This window comes from Nostoc sp. (genome assembly GCF_036917375.1).
GTDB lineage: Bacteria > Cyanobacteriota > Cyanobacteriia > Cyanobacteriales > Nostocaceae > Nostoc.
In genome coordinates this window covers 1-17451 of the sequence record NZ_JBALDN010000044.1, presented here as the reverse complement: position 1 = coordinate 17451, position 17451 = coordinate 1, and the positions used below count along the sequence as shown (strand labels likewise).

The window sequence follows — 17451 nt, the reverse complement described above, 5'->3', positions numbered from 1 at the left end:
ATTCAAAGAAATATCAAAGTAATACCATTGGCGAATATAATTCGCAGCTATACAGACAAAACCTACCTGGGAGGATTTAAAATTTATTGAGTCCGCGCAGATGGATGAAAGTTTGTCTAGCCATAATTTCTAATTTTCAGGTATATTGACTCTGATATCGAAAATTATGAATTCAAATAGAATGCATTTAAATAGCACGTCTCAACATTGAATTCTAACTTTTGAATTTTTAACTATTATTAGCGAGCATTGCGTTCACAAACTAAGACCTCTGCTATGATTTCCGGTACATTTACAAAGTCCGTAAATCCTTCAGAACCACGAATTGGTGAAATAAATGTATAGTTTGGATCGCACGCTCCAGTGTCATATACTTGAATAAACCACCGATCGGGAAATCCTTCTATACCTAGTTCCACAGTGTACCAACTCTCGCCAATCAGACGAGAGCTAAAGATTGTGAACCACTCTCTATTCTCTTCTGAAATATTCCAGTCTGCCATGAGCAGTTCTAAAGCTATTTGTCCCGCATCCGTTGAAGTCAACAACATTTTTACTCCTTATTCGCAACTTCAGGATTTGCAACTTCAGTACTGGGAACTTCCGGGTATAAACCTAATTCTTTAGCAAGCTCACGTGCCACAAAAAATAAAAATTGGGCACCATCTTGATTGCCTTCATGAGCAAACATAGTAGCTACTTGTAACATTGTTTCTACTAAACCGGAATCAATCAATTCGGGTTTAGATTCCAAAATTTCTGGTTCTTGACCATTAGGACATCTAAGTAACTCATCAATCAGATTAAAATACAAGCTTTGGCGTTGTTCTTGGTCTGTCATGGTAATTTTTTTGATTTTAGTAAATTGTGAATAAGTTACTGTTCGATACTTTGGTGCCACAGTCTTTCCAACATTTCAACTTGTTCTTTTAAAACAGCAGCACGATGAACTAGATATCTGTCGTAAAAGAGAATCCCTAACCCAACACAAATTGGGGTTAACAAGAAGAACCATTGCAGGATAGTGGCAAATTTATATTGTTCAGCAACAGCAAGCATTTGATGAACCACATTACGCTCGGAAGATTGAATGCTAGTCTGAGGGGAATGTGTACCCTCTATCTGAGGAGACAAGGCGGGAGCATCTGTAGTTGTGTTGTTAATTTCGTAAGCTAAATTCTGAGATTTTACTAACTCCAGATGTCGCTCCCAAATTATGCCAAATACTACTAGTCCTGGTGAAAGCATTACTAAAGTAACGACGCAAACTGTAAGAACATTTAAAAGTTTGGCTTTCATCTTGGCTCTCCCTTGCTAGGTAGTATGCACCCAGTAAGAAAATATCTTTTGCTGTTTATCTAAAGTAGTTATATAATTTCTACCTCTCAAACAGTTTTGATATTAAAATATCTGTAATCGGTAATTTTTACAATCATTAGTTGCCAGTTATTTTTCTCGTCACTACTGACTACTGACTAATAAAAAGTTACCACCCTTTTCACAAAACATAGGATTATTCAGTCAGAAAGAACCCACTTGATTCGGGAATCTGGTTTCATCCTACTCTCAAAAGGGAGATTAAGAAGTCCCCCCTAGTTCACTAAGCTTTCGCTTAGGAATGTTGGGGGGTAGAGGGGAATCTCTGCGTAAATCCTATACGATTTATATCAGCCGCTCTCCACCAAACAGTTTACCCCAGCCCTGTTAAGATTATTAAATTCATTAGAATAGTACTCAAAGCCTGTAATTTATATCTGATAAGCCTTATAAAAATTAATTGGGGTATGGGTGCTAGTGTTTTTTGGATAGGGTTCTAGTATTTTCGAGGTGGGGTTCTGGGGTTTTTGCACTCAATCTCAAAGCAATGTAGGCAATGGTTAAAGACTGTTTTAGATGCAATTTGGGACTGACAAAATTTGCACTCAAAAGAAAACATCAATGTCTCTTGATAAAGATAGACTAATAAATTAAGAAAAGCAATTAAATATTTTGAAAGCAAATTATATTTTCAGAACAAATGGAAAAAATATTCATATATACAGAATTACCAAAATTGAATCTCAACCCAAGAGACAATAGTCAGCAATTCCAAATGGTAAACTAGAAGAATGGTAAGCTAGCCTCTTCTAAAGTGAGAATCAATGGGAATATCTCATAAAAGTTCTTCCTAAACTTTCATATTTTGTGGTTTAGTTAGAATACATAGTATATGCACTCATTGACATTAAACGGCAAAATAAATACATCAAAGCTTATTGTTATAAGTAAATACTCTGTACTTAGATTTAGGATTTTAGGGGTTAAATAATGCGGATTGCTCAAGACATAACAGAACTGATTGGACGAACTCCTTTAGTTCAACTGAACAAGATTCCTCAAGCTGAGGGAGTAGTTGCAAGGATAGTTGTTAAATTAGAAGGGATGAACCCAGCGGCTTCGGTGAAAGACCGGATTGGGTTAAGTATGGTACTCTCGGCGGAAGCTGCTGGCTCAATTTTCCCAGGAAAGACGATTTTAGTTGAGCCTACTTCTGGTAATACAGGAATTGCTCTAGCAATGGTAGCAGCAGCGCGTGGCTACCGTTTGATTTTGACGATGCCTGAGACTATGAGCCAAGAACGGCGCGCTATGCTTAGAGCTTATGGTGCATCTTTGGAGTTGACACCAGGAACTGAGGGTATGCGGGGAGCTATTCGCAAAGCCGAAGAAATTGTGGCTAATACTCCTAATGCTTTTATGCTGCAACAGTTCCGCAACCCTGCTAATCCCAAAGTTCACCAAGAAACCACCGCTGAAGAAATTTGGGCAGATACAGACGGGGAAGTAGATATCGTCATTGCTGGAGTAGGTACTGGTGGAACGATTACTGGGATTGCCGAAGTACTCAAACAGCGCAAACCGACTTTTAAAGCGATCGCAGTTGAACCCAGCAATAGCCCAGTTCTCTCTGGTGGTGAAGCCGGGCCGCATAAAATTCAAGGTATTGGGGCTGGATTTATCCCAGATGTTCTCCGCCTAGAATTGGTTGATGAAGTAATTAGAGTCAGCGATGAACAAGCGATCGCCTATGGGCGACGTTTGGCAAAAGAAGAAGGCTTATTGTCTGGGATATCCTCTGGTGCAGCTTTGTGCGCTGCAATTCAAGTCGGTAAACGTCCAGAAAATGCCGGACGTTTAATTGTGATGATTCAGCCTTCCTTTGGCGAACGTTATCTCAGCACACCGATGTTTCAAGATTTGTCTTTAGAAACTGCTGGCGTGCGTTAAGCAAATAGGGGGACAAGAGAGCAACGAATCATCTCTGTCCTTCTCATTTGGCTCTTATATAAATTAATACAACTTACTTTTTGAGGTGCGATCGCATCCCATATTACGTTATTAGTGCTTCTAACTCTTTGACACTCCGACAACTGCGTAAATATTGCTACGCTCATTGCCCCTAAAAGTAGTGGGATTCTTGTGCGGAATTTACTTATGTCGGGTTGCCCCTATTACAAGTCTTACAGTTCATGCTTACCCAATTATAGATATAGTACTTCTGGGTTGAGTGCAAGACAGACCTAACAAAAACAGCCCTTACCCTGACAAAAAGATTTATTTTATCGAAACTCTTGCTGTCTCGGTGGCTAAAGATTAACATATCTGTGGGCAGAGGCAATATGTCGTTAAATCAACCATAACAATAGTGAAAACCTTGCGCTGTCTATTCTGAATCTTGTTTAGCACCAGTTAACCTTATCTGCATATAGTGACTTAAGACCATTACCTGCTAGGTTATAAATCAGTACAGACTATACTATAGAAAATTTAGTCAAAATTCTTTACAGCTTTAAAATCAGAGGTATCAATGATTATAACTAATTTTAGCAAACAAAGAAATGAATTTAAGGAATCTAAGGTACTCAAAGCGAAACCACATTGGCAAGGACAAAATTTGAGCGATACTGCTGTCAAAGGTAAAGATACCAAGATGCGAGATCCTGCACCTGATAGTTCGATTTTGAATAACTTAAATCGTGGTCGAGTTGCTATTTTTATTGATGGCTTAAGCCTGTTCCATACAGCCTTACAACTCGGCATAGAAATTGATTACGTTAAATTGCTTTGTCATTTAACTAGCGGTTCCAGACTATTGCGTGCTTTTTTCTATACTGGCGTTGATATCAGTAATGAAAAGCAACAGGGTTTTCTCTTGTGGATGCGTCGCAATGGCTATCGCGTAGTCGCAAAGGAACTCGTTGTACCAACAGAGAATTTCAAAAAATCAAATCTGAACGTAGAAATTGCTGTAGATATGATCACGTTAGCTCCTTACTATGATACAGCGGTTTTAGTCAGTGGCGATGGAGATTTAGCTTATGCTGTGAACGCTGTCAGCAGAATGGGAGTTCGAGTAGAAGTAGTTAGTCTGCAAACTACGACTAGTGAAAGTTTGATTGATGTTGCTGACTGCTTCATTGACCTCGATAGTATTAAAACATACATTCAAAAAGATTCTAATCTTGGCTATAGTTATCGCACAGCGTCAAATTCAAACCTCTAATTAAAAAAAGGCGAGGAGTGGAGGACACAGGGACGCATAAAATATATTTCTGTGTCTTTGTGTCTTTGCTCTGCCCATTTTGCTCGACCCTATATTCAGATGGATATTTTAATAGTTGAAGATGAGCCAGAAATTGCTCGTTTAATCGAACTCTCTTTAGAAAAAGAAGGATTTTTTTGTCGCACTAGCCGCGATGGCATGAATGCTTTGCGGATGTTTCAAGAGCAACCACCGGATTTAATCATTCTAGATTTAATGATTCCTGGTTTGGATGGGTTGGAAGTTTGTGCCCGAATTCGCCAGAAACCAGGTGCAAAAGATCCTTACATTTTAATGCTTACTGCTAAGGGTGAAGAAATCGATCGCGTCATTGGTCTATCTACTGGTGCTGATGATTATATGGTCAAACCCTTTAGCCCCAGAGAGTTGGTAGCTAGGGTGCGGGCACTATTACGGCGTAGCCTTCGCCAAGGGGGACAACATCAAGTCAATCGTACCCAACACTTTATTGTTGATGTAGATCAGCGCACTGCCAGTCGCCAGATAAATTCTCAAGAAGTTGAAATTTTGGACTTAACTACCCTAGAATTTAACTTGCTAACTACCTTTGTCAGCAATCCTGGTCGAGTTTGGAACCGGACTCAGCTGATTGATAAACTTTGGGGAGATAATTTTTTTGGCGATGAACGAGTGGTAGATACTCATGTAGCTCGGTTGCGAAAAAAGATTGAACCCGATCCGGCAAATCCGACTTTTATTAAAACTGTTGTTGGGGTGGGCTATAAATTTGAAGATCCTCTGGTAGCGTAAATGTTATGAAGATGGGGCTGAGGGGACGCCTATTTTTCTCCCATTTAGTAGTAATGATCGTGGGGGTAGCTAGTCTGGTCAGCATCAGCAAAATCTCTTCCCCCCGCTTATTTGTTTTACATTTGGAAGGATTAGAAAATCAGGGGTTCGACTTAATCGATGTCCGTGCTGAATTGGTTACAGGATTTGAACTTGCTTGGCAGCGAAGCACTATTTTGTCAGTCTTAGTCGGTACTACCGCCGCCGGAGGATTGAGTTACTGGGTATCCAGACGGATTATGCAGCGATTGACCGAGATGGAACAAATCACCCAAAAATTTGCTGCTGGTCAAATGGATGCGCGACTACCTGTGTCTGACATTCCAGAACTTAGTGGATTAAGTAGTAGTTTCAACCGAATGGCAGCCAGTTTAGAAGGGGTAGAAGCGCGGCGGCGAGAAGTAATTGGAGATATGACCCATGAATTACGCACACCATTAACTGTGGTGCGCGGTTACTTGGAAGAACTGGCTGATGGGGAAATTGAAGCGTCTCCTGAAATCTATCGGCGTTTAGCAAAAGAAACTCGACGCTTAGAGCGGTTGGTGAACGATTTACAAGAACTATCTAAGGCAGAAGCCGGTTATCTACCAATTAATATCCAACGGGTAAATTTGCGTCCATTGTTAGAGTCATTAGTGGAGAAATTTTCCGACCAATTATTGGAAGATGGGCCAGTTATGCTTTTGAAATGTCCATCTGTGCTACCTCCTGTATTGGCAGATGTTGACCGTACAGAACAAGTGCTAGTTAATCTGCTAGGTAATGCAGTTCGTTACACTAACGAAGGTTCAATTACCATTACTGTTGGAATTGACGCATCTCAACTCTGGATTGCGGTTAGTGATACAGGCATTGGTATCGCTCCAGAAAATTTGCCTCATGTGTTTGAGCGCTTCTGGCGAGCCGATCAATCGCGCGATCGCCATTCGGGAGGTACTGGTATTGGTTTAACTATTTCCCGCCGTTTGATTGAATTACAAGGCGGTCAAATTCAGGTAGAAAGCGAATTGGGAGTTGGCAGTACGTTTCGCTTTTTTCTGCCTTTGGCTTGAGTTGAGCTAAAAAACTTTGAGTTAGAGGGATTGACACAAGGTAGTCATGGCTGTGTCATACCCAATTGCTAATTTGAAAGTATCCCACATTTTTGTTTGTTGATGGACACCAAAATTTGGGAATTGCATAGAGTATAACATTATGTCTACTTTTGTTCTGGCTGCTTTTTTGGTTAGTTTACTCAGTGCTTCGGGTTATGCTGCGATCGCCTACCTGTTCCCTCAAAATCGTTCCCAAGATTGACCAATTAAAAATTCAAAATTCTACCCTTACAGGGAAGCAAGCTACGCGCAGTGTCTCGTAAAGAAGAGAGTTTCAGACTCTTATTTAAACCCCAACTGTAGTAAGATCCCCCAGGGTGACAAAACTATACGTGTTTACCCTGATGGGTAACAATGTGCTGTAACACCAATCCAGTCACCTGACTGAGTTTCGCCTAGCCAGCAAAGCTCTGTTCCTAAAAATTTATATGCTCTTAGATTTCTTAAATGTAGCCGTAGAATATTATCAACATCTAGAAAGCTAGTACCACGAAATCTTCGAGTACTAATAATACCTGTGGAATATAGCAGTTTTCTTAAGAGCAATTCTTTGGTTACTGCAACTTCCCAAATAATATCATTGAATATGTAAAAGGGATTGGGATCAAAGGATTTGTCACCTTGTATAGAGTTGAGATAATGAGAACGACACGATTGGGATAGCGCTTTCATAAATATTGCTATTTCTTGCAAAAAGTTGTGTGTCTTTTGTCCAAATAAATTTGATTTTTCCGGTAAGAACTCTTCATCGCTAGTTGCTAGAAAATCAATAGGATCTCTGTAAGCTATGCCAATCCAATCGCCATCTCTTGTTCTTCCTATGTAGCATTTTCCAGCTTCGCGGTATCCCTCTTTGGTGTCTCTGTGATAATGAAGAAGAGTTTGATCGATAGTTATTTTATAAATTTCAAAATTTGGCAAATAAGACAATAAAAACTCGAAAAATTTTAGATAAATATGATAAAGTTCTAAAACACATTGTTCTTCATCTACTATAACAGTCCGATAATTTGATGCTGCTTTCACTAACTGCTTACATCTTGTATAAATTTCTTCAATCCAATCTACTTCTGACGGGAACAACTTAAACATATTTTCCAAACTGAACTCACCTTTATCGGCTACCTCCCAAACACAAGTTCCCACTGTAGAGTCTCCGGCACATGAGTAGATTAAACCCTCTGTAGCTCTGTTCAATTGAGCAATAATGTTTGCATTACTTGCCTTCATAGTTAATTCAATATTTAAAGATAAGACTCATATTTTATTTTTGAAAAAAGTCAGTATCCTGACTTCTAAGCTATATTTATTAAAATAATCGGTAATTCGTAATTTAATCCTTAACTACGAATTACGAATAACAAATTAGTAATTAGTTAATCTCCTTTCGCAATAATTCTGGAATTTGAGAAGGGCGTTCTGCTACTGGAACTTCCGCTTCTTTTAAAGCAGCTAATTTACTTTGGGCTGTGCCAAAGTTAGGATCGCGTCCGATAACTGTTGCTAAAGTCCCGGTTTGACGCCAACTTTTTCCTGGTGGTGCTTGTCTACCTGCGATGTAGGCAATTACTGGCTTATCAATTGCCTCAGCAATGTACCGCGCTGCTGCTTCTTCACTACCACCACCAGGCTGACCGACTAAAACGATCGCTTGTGTGGTTTCATCCTCATCGAGAATTTGCAGCCATTGCAAAAATGAGGAACCGACGATCGCATCACTACCAATACTGACACTAATTGACTGCCCTAAACCTGCTTTTGTTAATTCGTAGGCGATTTCGTAGGTGAGGGTGCTGCTACGACTAACGATCCCCACTGTTCCAGGAGTATAAAATTCGCTGGGTTGAGTTCCTAAAAGAATTTTTCCCGGTACAATGATCCCCGGACTATTTGGCCCGATTACCAAAGTTTCACAAGCTTCGGCTTTGCGGAGTAATTGCACCATGTCCAAAGGCGGCACGCCAGCAGTAATAATAATAATCTGGCGAATCTTAGATGCGATCGCTTCCAATGCCGCATCTAATACATCGTAAGGATCTACACAAATAATTGTCGTGTCAATTGCCCCAAATTGTCCTATTACTTCCTCTACTAAATCAAATACTGGCAGTCCATGCAATTCCTGTCCGCCGCATCCAGGATTGACACCAGCTACTAAATTTGTGCCATAAGCTTTCATTTGATCGACATGAATGCTTGATATAAATTCACAAAAGCCTTGAATTAAGACTTTACTTTCTGGTGTTAAGTTCATAAAAAATTACCGTAAATTTGGCAACCCAGCGCCTTAAACTACTGGGCATAGAAACGACACATTTACAGTGTCGTATTGATTCAATTTTTACTGAAATTCCAAAAATTAGTCTGGAAGCTGAGTGTTCCAAAAGTGAGAAAACGCGCCTCTAGATAGGAATATCCAGTTTGAATGTACTATATAATTTAGTTCCAGAAAGCAAAGCCGTACTTAATTTAAGCATTAAATTCAACAATTTATACCCGACGGTAAAAACTAATAATTTTTGATTTTTGAATTGGAAAAAATGACATTCACTATCTTTTATTAACCGTTGGTTTAGCAAGGAGAACTGCTGCTGCCACTGCCTCATCTAAATTTTCTACCACGACAAGCGCATCGGTGTGGGTTTTTAGTGTCGTCAAATATTTTCTCGCAGTGTTAAATTCGGAACCCGCAAGACGGACGACTAAGGATGGAAAATTGAGATGTCGCCGAACTTTACTACCATTAGAACGTACAACCTGTGATTCAAGTTCGCTGTTGTCTTGCTGCACAACTCTAGCTATAACTTCAGCCACTTCCTCAATTTGTGGAATGCTACCGAGAAAATTAATTAGTATTACTTGAATGCTTTTATCAGCCTCCAGCATTTTCAAACCTGTTTCTAGGCGATCGCGGAAGGTAGTTGGTGTAGTATCTGTAAGAAAAGCATGACGTAGATTCAAACAAACACCTGGATTGCCACCAGCATTTGCAACTAAATCTAAAGTTGCCATCACTGAACCAGTACCGTTACCTAAAATACCGATTTTTCCATGCATTTGCACACCATCCCAGTCACCCAAAATACCATTAATTTCAGTAGTGGTATGACGACTGATAATTTTTGCTGCCATCTCGGCAAGATCGGGATGACGCTTGATCGACCGTTCGTTGACCCTGACTTTACCATTAAGAGCCATAACTTGACTAGTAGTACTGACTGCCAAGGGATTAATTTCGACTAAATCCAGGTCTTTTTGGACAAATAAGTGATACATCTTCTCCACAACGCTGCTTACCGACTGCATCAGCGTTCCTTGCAAACCCATTTTCAAAGCTAATCGTCGAGCATAAAATGGCGAAAATTCCTGTTCCACGACAACGTAGTGCATTCTTTCCCCAGCTGATTCCCAATCGATGTCTGCTTCTTTGCAACCTAAAAGTACCGGTCGGCAGACAGCCGTGTCTAAAACCACGGCGAGATAAAATTCTTGGTTGGCGTCGTATTTAGATTCTGCCAGTACAACTTCCGGCAATTCGCCCCATATTGGTAAACTAAAAATATTTTGAGCTGCTGCGATCGCATCGATAGTCGTTTGGGCAAATCTGACTCCACCCGCTTTTGCCCGTTCCGCTCCGTGGACTTGAGATTTCAGTACAATTGGAAAGCGAATTTTTAACCGTTTTAAATCTGTAGGATGGTCAATTCGTTGGGAAGGCAATACCGGAATGCCTATCTTCGCAAACCATTCTTTAACTTGGTACTCTAATAAATCCATTGATACACCTTGTATTGACACTTTCCAAGCTTTTGGTTATTCCTGTCTTGATATTTTGCAGCACCTTTATTGCGGAATTACAGCAGTTTTCTTTTGCATGAGGTACAAAGTCACTGGTTTTGAGGCAGGAGGCAGATCGCTTTTAGCCTTTCCCCTTGGGAGAAGGCAGGAGGCAGGAGGAAGAAGAATAATTTGATTTGTGAATCCTTGGTTTTGTCCCTCATTTAGTTGCAAAGTGCTGTAACCTTTTTGCAGCTATAAAAACTTATTTTTCACGGATCAATTTTATCGAATTCAGCAAATGAAACATATTAATTTTGATAGTCAACTTGTTTGTGCCAGAGCCACAACACATAATTAATCTTTTCAGCAAGTTTCCCAGCATAGAAGATAACTAGCTTTTTTGTCAAAACCCTCTGACATAGCATCGTTTTCTTAACCTTTAGATAATTTGGTAAAAATTGCTCTGCAACTAGAATTTTGCAAAGCAGTAGCTTTTGTGAATTTAATTATCGCAAAGTAATGCAGTGAAAATACCCAAATCCTTTATTATTCCCATTTTTTATTTCTAATTTATACCTGAAGACAGATTATTTAATTTTGCATCTAGCGCTGTAAAAATGTATCGCCACGAACAATAACTACTTTTTTAATTTTTGGTGAAAAGTCAGAATTTGTGTTAGAAAGTTGGTCGTTCAGATTCTCAGGCTGTGGTTGGTTAAACTGTGCATTTGCATTCAACAAACCTAAAAAGTTCATTTCATCCCCTTAAAGATAATCAAAACAATATAGAAGTTCAGCGGGAAAGCTGTATGAAAGTAGCAGTCCAGCAGGAAGATTTACAGCTTTTAGCCAAAACTTTGCAAGAACAATTACTTGTAGAAGTCTCAACAGCTGAAGTCTTCGAGGTTAAGTGCGTCGTCAATAAAGGCGAGCTAATGATTTTAACGCAACACGCGTCAGATGTAATCGTTGACGCTCAACTAATTTTTGCAGTCATTGAGGAGGTACTTCAGTCTTTAGCACCCCAGAAAGAACAGCGGGTGCAATGTTTCCTCAGAGTTTTTGGCGAACAACTCCCTTATACTAAATGTTTCTTGGCGTTGAAGCCGACGGGGGGATGGGTAGCAGAGGGAGATGAGGAAGTACAAGCAGATGAGGAAGTAATATCCCCTTCATCATCTCTGACATATTCTCCATTAATCAATGAGAGCGAAGAAGAAGAACTCTTTGACCCGTTTGCAGATGCGTCGAATTTGTCGGCTTCAAAGCCAGGATTCCAGGTCAAACCTATCCTTCTGGGTGCAGTGTTGGTAGGAATTATAGTTTTAGGCGTTGGTGCTTACTTATTGACTCGCCCTTGTGTGATGTCTGAGTGTAAGGAAATACAAAACGCCAAGCAATTAAAAACAGAATCTCCGCAACTGATGCGCCACGCTAAGTCTGAAAAAGAATTAGTAGCTGTACAACAGCAACTTGCAGCAGCCAGCACAGACCTGAATGTAATTCCTAGTTGGTCGCCTCGTTACCAGCTGTCACAGGAACTAAAAGCAAGTTTGTCTGGACGAGCAGAAAAAATCAATCAGGTGGCCAAAGCTTTGCAGACGGCATCTTTGGCGACACAAAAAGTTCAAACTCCTGCATCTAGCTTAGAGGAATTACAAACTAGGCAACACTTATGGCGACAGGCTATAGCGCCACTAGAAAGTATAAGTTCCAGTAGTGAACTCTATGGGCTAGTGCAGGGTAAATTACTGAATTATCGTGTCCGTTTGCACGCTGTAAATCAACAGATATTTATTGAGGAAAAATGGCTGAAAAAACTAACAGTGGCAAAAGGTGTAGCCGTTGCAGCCGAGAAGCAGGAGGCTACTGCTAAATCCTTGAATGATTGGCAAAAGGCGCAATCTACTTGGCTGGTGGTAATTAATGCCTTGAATACGATTCCCCGAAATAGCGTTGGATACCAAGAAGCCCAAAAGCTGTTAGTAGATTATAAACCTAAGTTAGTATTAGTACGCGATCGCGCTACTAAAGAACAATTAGCTGTTAAAACCTACCAACAGGCCCTTACCACTGCCAAGCAAGCCAAAGTTTATGAACAACAAAACCAATGGCAAGCAGCGGCGATATATTGGGAGCAGGCTTTGCAAACTGCTAAAAAAGTTCCCCAAGATAGCTTGTACTATACTCAGGCTCAGTCTCTCATCGAACCTTATTCAGCTGCGCTCAAACAAGCACAAGAAAAACTACAAGTTGTTAGTAGTTTGCAACAAACCCGCACTGACTTGGATAAGACCTGTATTAATGGAATTCGGATTTGCACATTTAGCATAGACAATGCAGAAATTATTGTCCGACTAACCCCTGAGTATGACCAAATAAGGCAAAGTAACTCAGCTAATCCTTATTCTAAGAATTCGGATACAGCTGTTGATGTTACCAATCACTTGCAAATCTTACGCGAAGCCCTAGCCGTAATTGGTGAAAATGCCAATCTATCCCTTTTTCTTTATGATTCCCAAGGTCAGGTAATTTATACGCGGACTTTAGGCGGGTAAGTAGCATCCCCAGTGAAGTATAAAGGATGAATTGTACATTAACTAATTATTTGTCAATTTAACAAAATATTGTCACAGCATTTCAAATACCTAAAACCCTGACATAATACTTACTATGTCAGGATTTTTCTTATTTAAGGAAAATAGCGATCGCACTACTGGCTAAAAGTTACAGATATTAGCAAATGACTTCATAATATAGCCAAGCACCTGCTCAATAACTGGGTGATATTCCTATTGATACTGAAAACTTACAGATTTTAAAGCGGGCGATGGGACTCGAACCCACGACGTTCACCATGGGAAGATGACATTCTACCACTGAATTACACCCGCAAATTGCTAATATACACTTATGCCTAAAATTAAGCATACCACTATTTACAGCTGTTTTCAATTGGCTAGAAAACACACTATTTTGACAACTACTGATGCATGAGTCCTATGGCTGTTCAGATTAGAAAATTTTTTTAGCTAGCTGATGACGGTACTTACTACAATATTTAACTAAAGAACAATGTCCTCGCCTCGCTCCGTGAAGCGAACCTCTTTAATATTCCATTGAGCATTACTCGTTAAGGTTTTGCGGAGACTGCCAAACAGAGCAAACTGTTCGCAACTAGAAAGAGAAGTTATTTGCCGTTTGGACTCAGGAGATATTCGTAAATCAACTGTAGCAATACCATTTTTGATGTTGACACGATACCCAGACAAGCTAAAGTCGCTTGTATCTCGTTTTTCTAAGATTTTACTCACTACATTTGTCACTGGTTCCTCGGCTGGTACTGAAACCTTTTCTGGAATTAGTTTTTGACACTGAGCATCACTTGTGTATAAGGTTACGCTAGTAGTTTTGCTAGTGGCAACTTTAGAAGTTGGTGAGGAAGGCGTATTTTCCTTAGAAGATTCTTGATTAGGAGATTTTTCTCTCAACTGAGCTACGCTAGGAATTTGGCTGGGAGCCTGAGAGGGTAAGCTATTAGTCGGTGCTGTGGTAGGGTATGACGTTGCACTGTCAATATTACCTGCGGTGGGGTTAGAACTACAACTACCAAGGCTTACAACCATTGTCACAAAAATAGGAGGTAAAAAATATCTCTTGATTGTATTCATAAATTTTGCTTATAAATGATCTTGTTATCGATTTCAGTGTCGCTGGTATCAATTCCGCATAAATTTGTGAATATTAGCCAGTCTATAAAGTGTCAACCCAAAACATATTAAAGTCAAATTTTATACTAACTAACAAAATTACAACATCTGCTGTTCAAGGAGCTATGTCTGACAACAGCTGCTTTGCGTCTACGTCAATCTCAAACAGTTTGACTAAAACAAGTAAAGATGCAGTAAACCAGAGAATTGCTGCAACCAGTAGCACTGCATCTGCGCCTGCTGCTTGTGCCAAATAAATTTGGCAAGAGTAAAATCAACTGCTTGTACAGTAAGGGTAAGTCGTGCTGTCTTAGAAAAACTTGTGCTTTTAGATTACTGATTAAAAGCAAATTACTAGTTTTCACTACTTTTTTGCTTCGTCAATTGCTGCACTAATAATTGCACTCCCAAAGCCAACAAACCAATTGCCACTATAGCAAAAATCCCGCTACCTAAAGCAACTACACCAACAACCAGAGTGCGGACAGCAGAAGAAATCTTCACCACCAATGGATTGATTGAATGGATCGGTTTACTAGCAAAATTTGTCGCGATCGCAATCATCAGCGAATACGCTGCAAATCCCATTCCTCCAGAAATCACCGCCCCAGTAAAACAGCGTAATGGACTAGCTGTCACCTGTTCTTTAGCATCTGTTTGCGGCGTTAGATTTTGGTCATTCATAATATTTAGATTTTAGATGTTAGATTTGGGATTGGAACATTAGGAATAACTATTGTCATCAGCTTGTTGTCATTCAAATTGCATCTTTGCGTCTTTGCATTTTTTGGCGATTTTAACCATGCAACTTAAAAGCTCATAAGCTTATTCCCCATACTCCATTAACAATAAAGATTTATTTAAACTGAAGATGCCACCTGAATACCATGTGTAATTGTCCGAGTCACAAACAATTCTAAGTCTTCATCAAGAATTGCTTCCCTAACTTGCAGTTTCACTTGTTCTGCCTGTTGCTGAGACTCAAAAAGAGCAAATACTGTTGGTCCAGAACCAGACATCATTGTTCCTAAAACGCCTTCCTGATTAGCAAATACTTCTCGCAACTGCAAGACTTGGGGATAGGCTGGCAATACCACGCGCTCTAAATCATTGTGCAGCTTTTGGGCAATTTCTCTTGTATTTTTATCCAGGATCGCTTTTACTATTTTTCCTGAATGAACTGCATTAGCACGTGCTGCCAAGTTGTCGCTATCTCTAATATAAGAATGACCAAACTGCTGTCGATAGGTTTTGTATGCCCAAGGTGTGGAAACTTCCAGACTGCGGTATTTCGCCAATACTATATATATGTTATCTAAACTCGGTAGGGGAGAAAGTTGCTCACCCCTACCTGTTGCGATCGCAGTTCCACCCGCTACACAGAATGGTACATCTGAACCGAGTGTACCTCCCAACTCCTCTAATTCTGACTGAGTTAGCCCCAACTTCCACAGTAAATCTATCCCCACCAACACAGCTGCTGCATTTGTCGAACCCCCAGCCAACCCAGCAGCTACAGGAATCTGCTTGTTAACGGTAATCTCAACACCCCCATATTTAGCAAAGGCTTCGGGAAATTGCTTCACCATTAATTCTGCTGCTCGGTATGCCAGATTACTTTTATCTGTCGGTACTTGTGGGTGGTTGCAGTGAACCCTAATCGTATCAGTACTAATGGGACGCACATCAATTTTGTCTGCAAGTCCGATACTTTGAAGTATCATGGCTAACTCATGATAGCCATCAGGGCGAGCGCCAATGATTTCCAGATACAAGTTGATTTTAGCAGGGGCAATTAGGCTGTAGGAACGCATTTTCTGGAAGTGGGGAATCGGGAATTGGGAATCGGGAATGAAGATGGAGGAATGAGAAAAATCTGCCTTGTTCCCTACTCCCTAATCTCCACTCCCAATTCATTTGCTAAAATTACCCATTGCTGAACGCTGAGGTCTTCGGCTCTGGCTTGGGGATTTATTTTTAATTGTTCCAGTAAGTGGCTCAAGCGATCGCGTTCTATAACAGATTGCAAATTATTTCGTAACATTTTGCGCTTGGCACCAAACCCCAACTTTAAGAAATTCTCTAATTGTCGGGGATTAAGCGCTGGTATTTCTATTTTTCGGGGGCGCAATCGCACCACTGCTGAATCGACTTTTGGCGGTGGATGGAATGCGGCCGCTGGGACTGTGCAAATTAACTCACACTCAGCCAAATACTGTACCCGCACACTTAACGCCCCAAAAGCTTTTGAGCCTGCTTTAGCATATAACCTTTCTGCTACTTCTTTTTGTACCAGCAACACTATTGAGTCAAATGGTTCGGGATTAGGGTTAGCGATCGTACCCAGTAGTTTCTCAATGATTGGGCCCGTAATATTATAAGGAATATTTGCTACTACCTTATTTGGCTGTTGAAAATTGGGAAAGGCTGCCAGATAAGATGGTAAATCTAGAGTAAGAAAATCGCCTTGCAGCAGTAAAAAATTTTTATTTTTACCAATCTGCTTTGACAACAGTTGGCATAAGTCACGGTCTATTTCAACTGCAACCAGAGATTGCACCAAGGGTAATAAACGACGAGTCAGAATCCCGGTTCCAGGCCCAATTTCTAGGACGCGATCGCTTTCTGTACACTCCGCTGCTTTAATAATTGCGTCGAGTGCCTTTTCACTTTTGAGCCAATGTTGAGCAAAGACCTTACGCGGTCGGATCATCTGTATTTATTGCCTAGTCTAGTTTTTAGCTGTTTCTCAAAAACTCATTATAAATTTTGAAGTCCCTATACAGCGCTAGACTCACTGTAACGCCTATCTTCTCTTCCAAACGCTCCGCGATCGTAACGGTGGCGATCGCATAAATGCCGATACAAACGTCACCTATAGGATGGGAGTCTTATGCTATTACTTACATATAAGTAGATTTAGTTCAGGCGTAAGGATTCAGGATAAATCCCTCCAGCAAGATTAATTCTTGCCTCTCTCCATAATCATGAATCACTCCATCTGCATCAGATCCTATTTAGAGACAAGCAACGTGCATTATTCACATAGCCAGGTTTAGCCACTTCGTTTTTGCCTTCTTTCCGCTATTTAAGCCATTCTCCTGTAAGTAATGTCAGGCAAGGGATTTGCCCATTTAGAAAAAAAATAAATTTACCCCTTGACAAACTAGGGGATGACTAGTTACTCTAGTTAAGTGGAAAGGCGACAGACGCCAACCACCGCTGAACCTGTAAAACATAATACTTTGAAAGCTTAAGAAAAAACCAATCCTCGTCAAAAGATTTTGCTTTTGGGAAACCCAAAAGGATAGTCAAAATTAATTAATAACTAGGATTCCGGAAAATATTTTTTTCGGAGCCACAAACTCGAAACACAACAAAACGGAGAGTTTGATCCTGGCTCAGGATGAACGCTGGCGGTATGCTTAACACATGCAAGTCGAACGGTGTCTTCGGACACAGTGGCGGACGG

16 protein-coding genes, 1 tRNA gene, 1 rRNA gene and 1 pseudogene are annotated in these 17451 nt (G+C 40.3%); 6 read left to right on the top strand and 13 right to left on the bottom strand.

Annotated features, from left to right (window positions below):
- Window positions 1-239 precede the first annotated feature (239 nt).
- The 3 genes from V7K45_RS11630 to V7K45_RS11620 are packed head-to-tail and all read right to left on the bottom strand — an operon-like array spanning window position 240 to window position 1299.
- A complete protein-coding gene (locus tag V7K45_RS11630; RefSeq protein ID WP_335003470.1) occupies window positions 240-551 on the bottom strand; it encodes a hypothetical protein in 312 nt (103 codons plus the stop codon).
- Window positions 552-553: 2 nt separating this feature from the next.
- The gene (locus tag V7K45_RS11625; protein WP_335003468.1) at window positions 554-841 is read right to left on the bottom strand and encodes a hypothetical protein; all 288 of its coding nucleotides are present in this window, start codon (window positions 839-841) and stop codon (window positions 554-556) included.
- 35 nt (window positions 842-876) lie between these two features.
- The gene (locus V7K45_RS11620; RefSeq protein ID WP_335003466.1) at window positions 877-1299 is read right to left on the bottom strand and encodes a hypothetical protein; all 423 of its coding nucleotides are present in this window, start codon (window positions 1297-1299) and stop codon (window positions 877-879) included.
- 1008 nt (window positions 1300-2307) lie between these two features.
- On the opposite strand from V7K45_RS11620, the gene cysK reads away from it, so the two are divergent.
- The 4 genes from cysK to V7K45_RS11600 all read left to right on the top strand — a co-directional run bounded on the left by cysK (window position 2308) and on the right by V7K45_RS11600 (window position 6447).
- Window positions 2308-3267: a cysteine synthase A gene (gene cysK, locus V7K45_RS11615; RefSeq protein WP_335003464.1), complete on the top strand. Its 960-nt coding sequence runs from the start codon at window positions 2308-2310 to the stop codon at window positions 3265-3267.
- Between the two features lie 580 nt (window positions 3268-3847).
- Window positions 3848-4543, top strand: coding sequence for a LabA-like NYN domain-containing protein (locus V7K45_RS11610; RefSeq protein WP_335003461.1), 696 nt, complete (start codon window positions 3848-3850; stop codon window positions 4541-4543).
- Window positions 4544-4642: 99 nt separating this feature from the next.
- Window positions 4643-5353 carry a response regulator transcription factor gene (locus tag V7K45_RS11605; protein ID WP_322683945.1) on the top strand — a complete coding sequence of 237 codons (711 nt, stop codon included), beginning with the start codon at window positions 4643-4645 and terminating at the stop codon, window positions 5351-5353.
- A 5-nt stretch (window positions 5354-5358) separates the two neighbouring features.
- Window positions 5359-6447: a sensor histidine kinase gene (locus V7K45_RS11600; RefSeq protein WP_335003457.1), complete on the top strand. Its 1089-nt coding sequence runs from the start codon at window positions 5359-5361 to the stop codon at window positions 6445-6447.
- A gap of 378 nt (window positions 6448-6825) precedes the next feature.
- On the opposite strand, the gene V7K45_RS11595 is transcribed toward V7K45_RS11600, so the two are convergent.
- The 4 genes from V7K45_RS11595 to V7K45_RS11580 all read right to left on the bottom strand — a co-directional run bounded on the left by V7K45_RS11595 (window position 6826) and on the right by V7K45_RS11580 (window position 11025).
- Entirely contained in the window at window positions 6826-7719 is an 894-nt protein-coding gene (locus V7K45_RS11595; RefSeq protein WP_335003455.1) for a hypothetical protein, read from the bottom strand.
- A gap of 142 nt (window positions 7720-7861) precedes the next feature.
- On the bottom strand, window positions 7862-8743 hold the full coding sequence (locus V7K45_RS11590; protein WP_335003453.1) for a succinate--CoA ligase subunit alpha: 882 nt from the start codon (window positions 8741-8743) through the stop codon (window positions 7862-7864).
- A gap of 296 nt (window positions 8744-9039) precedes the next feature.
- On the bottom strand, window positions 9040-10266 hold the full coding sequence (locus V7K45_RS11585) for a succinate--CoA ligase subunit beta (RefSeq protein ID WP_335003451.1): 1227 nt from the start codon (window positions 10264-10266) through the stop codon (window positions 9040-9042).
- 606 nt (window positions 10267-10872) lie between these two features.
- Window positions 10873-11025: a hypothetical protein gene (locus V7K45_RS11580; protein WP_322697736.1), complete on the bottom strand. Its 153-nt coding sequence runs from the start codon at window positions 11023-11025 to the stop codon at window positions 10873-10875.
- A gap of 53 nt (window positions 11026-11078) precedes the next feature.
- Between V7K45_RS11580 and V7K45_RS11575 the strand changes: the two genes are divergently transcribed.
- A complete protein-coding gene (locus tag V7K45_RS11575) occupies window positions 11079-12827 on the top strand; it encodes a hypothetical protein (protein WP_335003448.1) in 1749 nt (582 codons plus the stop codon).
- A gap of 264 nt (window positions 12828-13091) precedes the next feature.
- Here V7K45_RS11575 and V7K45_RS11570 read toward each other — a convergent pair.
- The 6 genes and pseudogenes from V7K45_RS11570 to rsmA all read right to left on the bottom strand — a co-directional run bounded on the left by V7K45_RS11570 (window position 13092) and on the right by rsmA (window position 16692).
- Window positions 13092-13163: transfer RNA gene (locus V7K45_RS11570), tRNA-Gly, on the bottom strand.
- A gap of 171 nt (window positions 13164-13334) precedes the next feature.
- Complete coding sequence (locus V7K45_RS11565) at window positions 13335-13940, bottom strand: sporulation/spore germination protein (RefSeq protein WP_335003446.1); 606 nt, start codon at window positions 13938-13940, stop codon at window positions 13335-13337.
- Between the two features lie 241 nt (window positions 13941-14181).
- Window positions 14182-14278, bottom strand: a pseudogene (locus V7K45_RS32960) (indole-3-glycerol phosphate synthase TrpC); the annotation flags it as partial.
- Window positions 14279-14333: 55 nt separating this feature from the next.
- Window positions 14334-14663 (bottom strand): DUF3082 domain-containing protein, encoded by a 330-nt coding sequence (locus V7K45_RS11555; protein WP_094353499.1) that lies wholly within the window; start codon window positions 14661-14663, stop codon window positions 14334-14336.
- A gap of 176 nt (window positions 14664-14839) precedes the next feature.
- A complete protein-coding gene (gene ispE / locus V7K45_RS11550) occupies window positions 14840-15793 on the bottom strand; it encodes a 4-(cytidine 5'-diphospho)-2-C-methyl-D-erythritol kinase (RefSeq protein ID WP_335003442.1) in 954 nt (317 codons plus the stop codon).
- A 74-nt stretch (window positions 15794-15867) separates the two neighbouring features.
- Window positions 15868-16692 carry a 16S rRNA (adenine(1518)-N(6)/adenine(1519)-N(6))-dimethyltransferase RsmA gene (gene rsmA, locus V7K45_RS11545; RefSeq protein WP_335003441.1) on the bottom strand — a complete coding sequence of 275 codons (825 nt, stop codon included), beginning with the start codon at window positions 16690-16692 and terminating at the stop codon, window positions 15868-15870.
- 665 nt (window positions 16693-17357) lie between these two features.
- Between rsmA and V7K45_RS11540 the strand changes: the two genes are divergently transcribed.
- Window positions 17358-17451 (top strand): 16S ribosomal RNA (locus V7K45_RS11540); the annotation flags it as partial.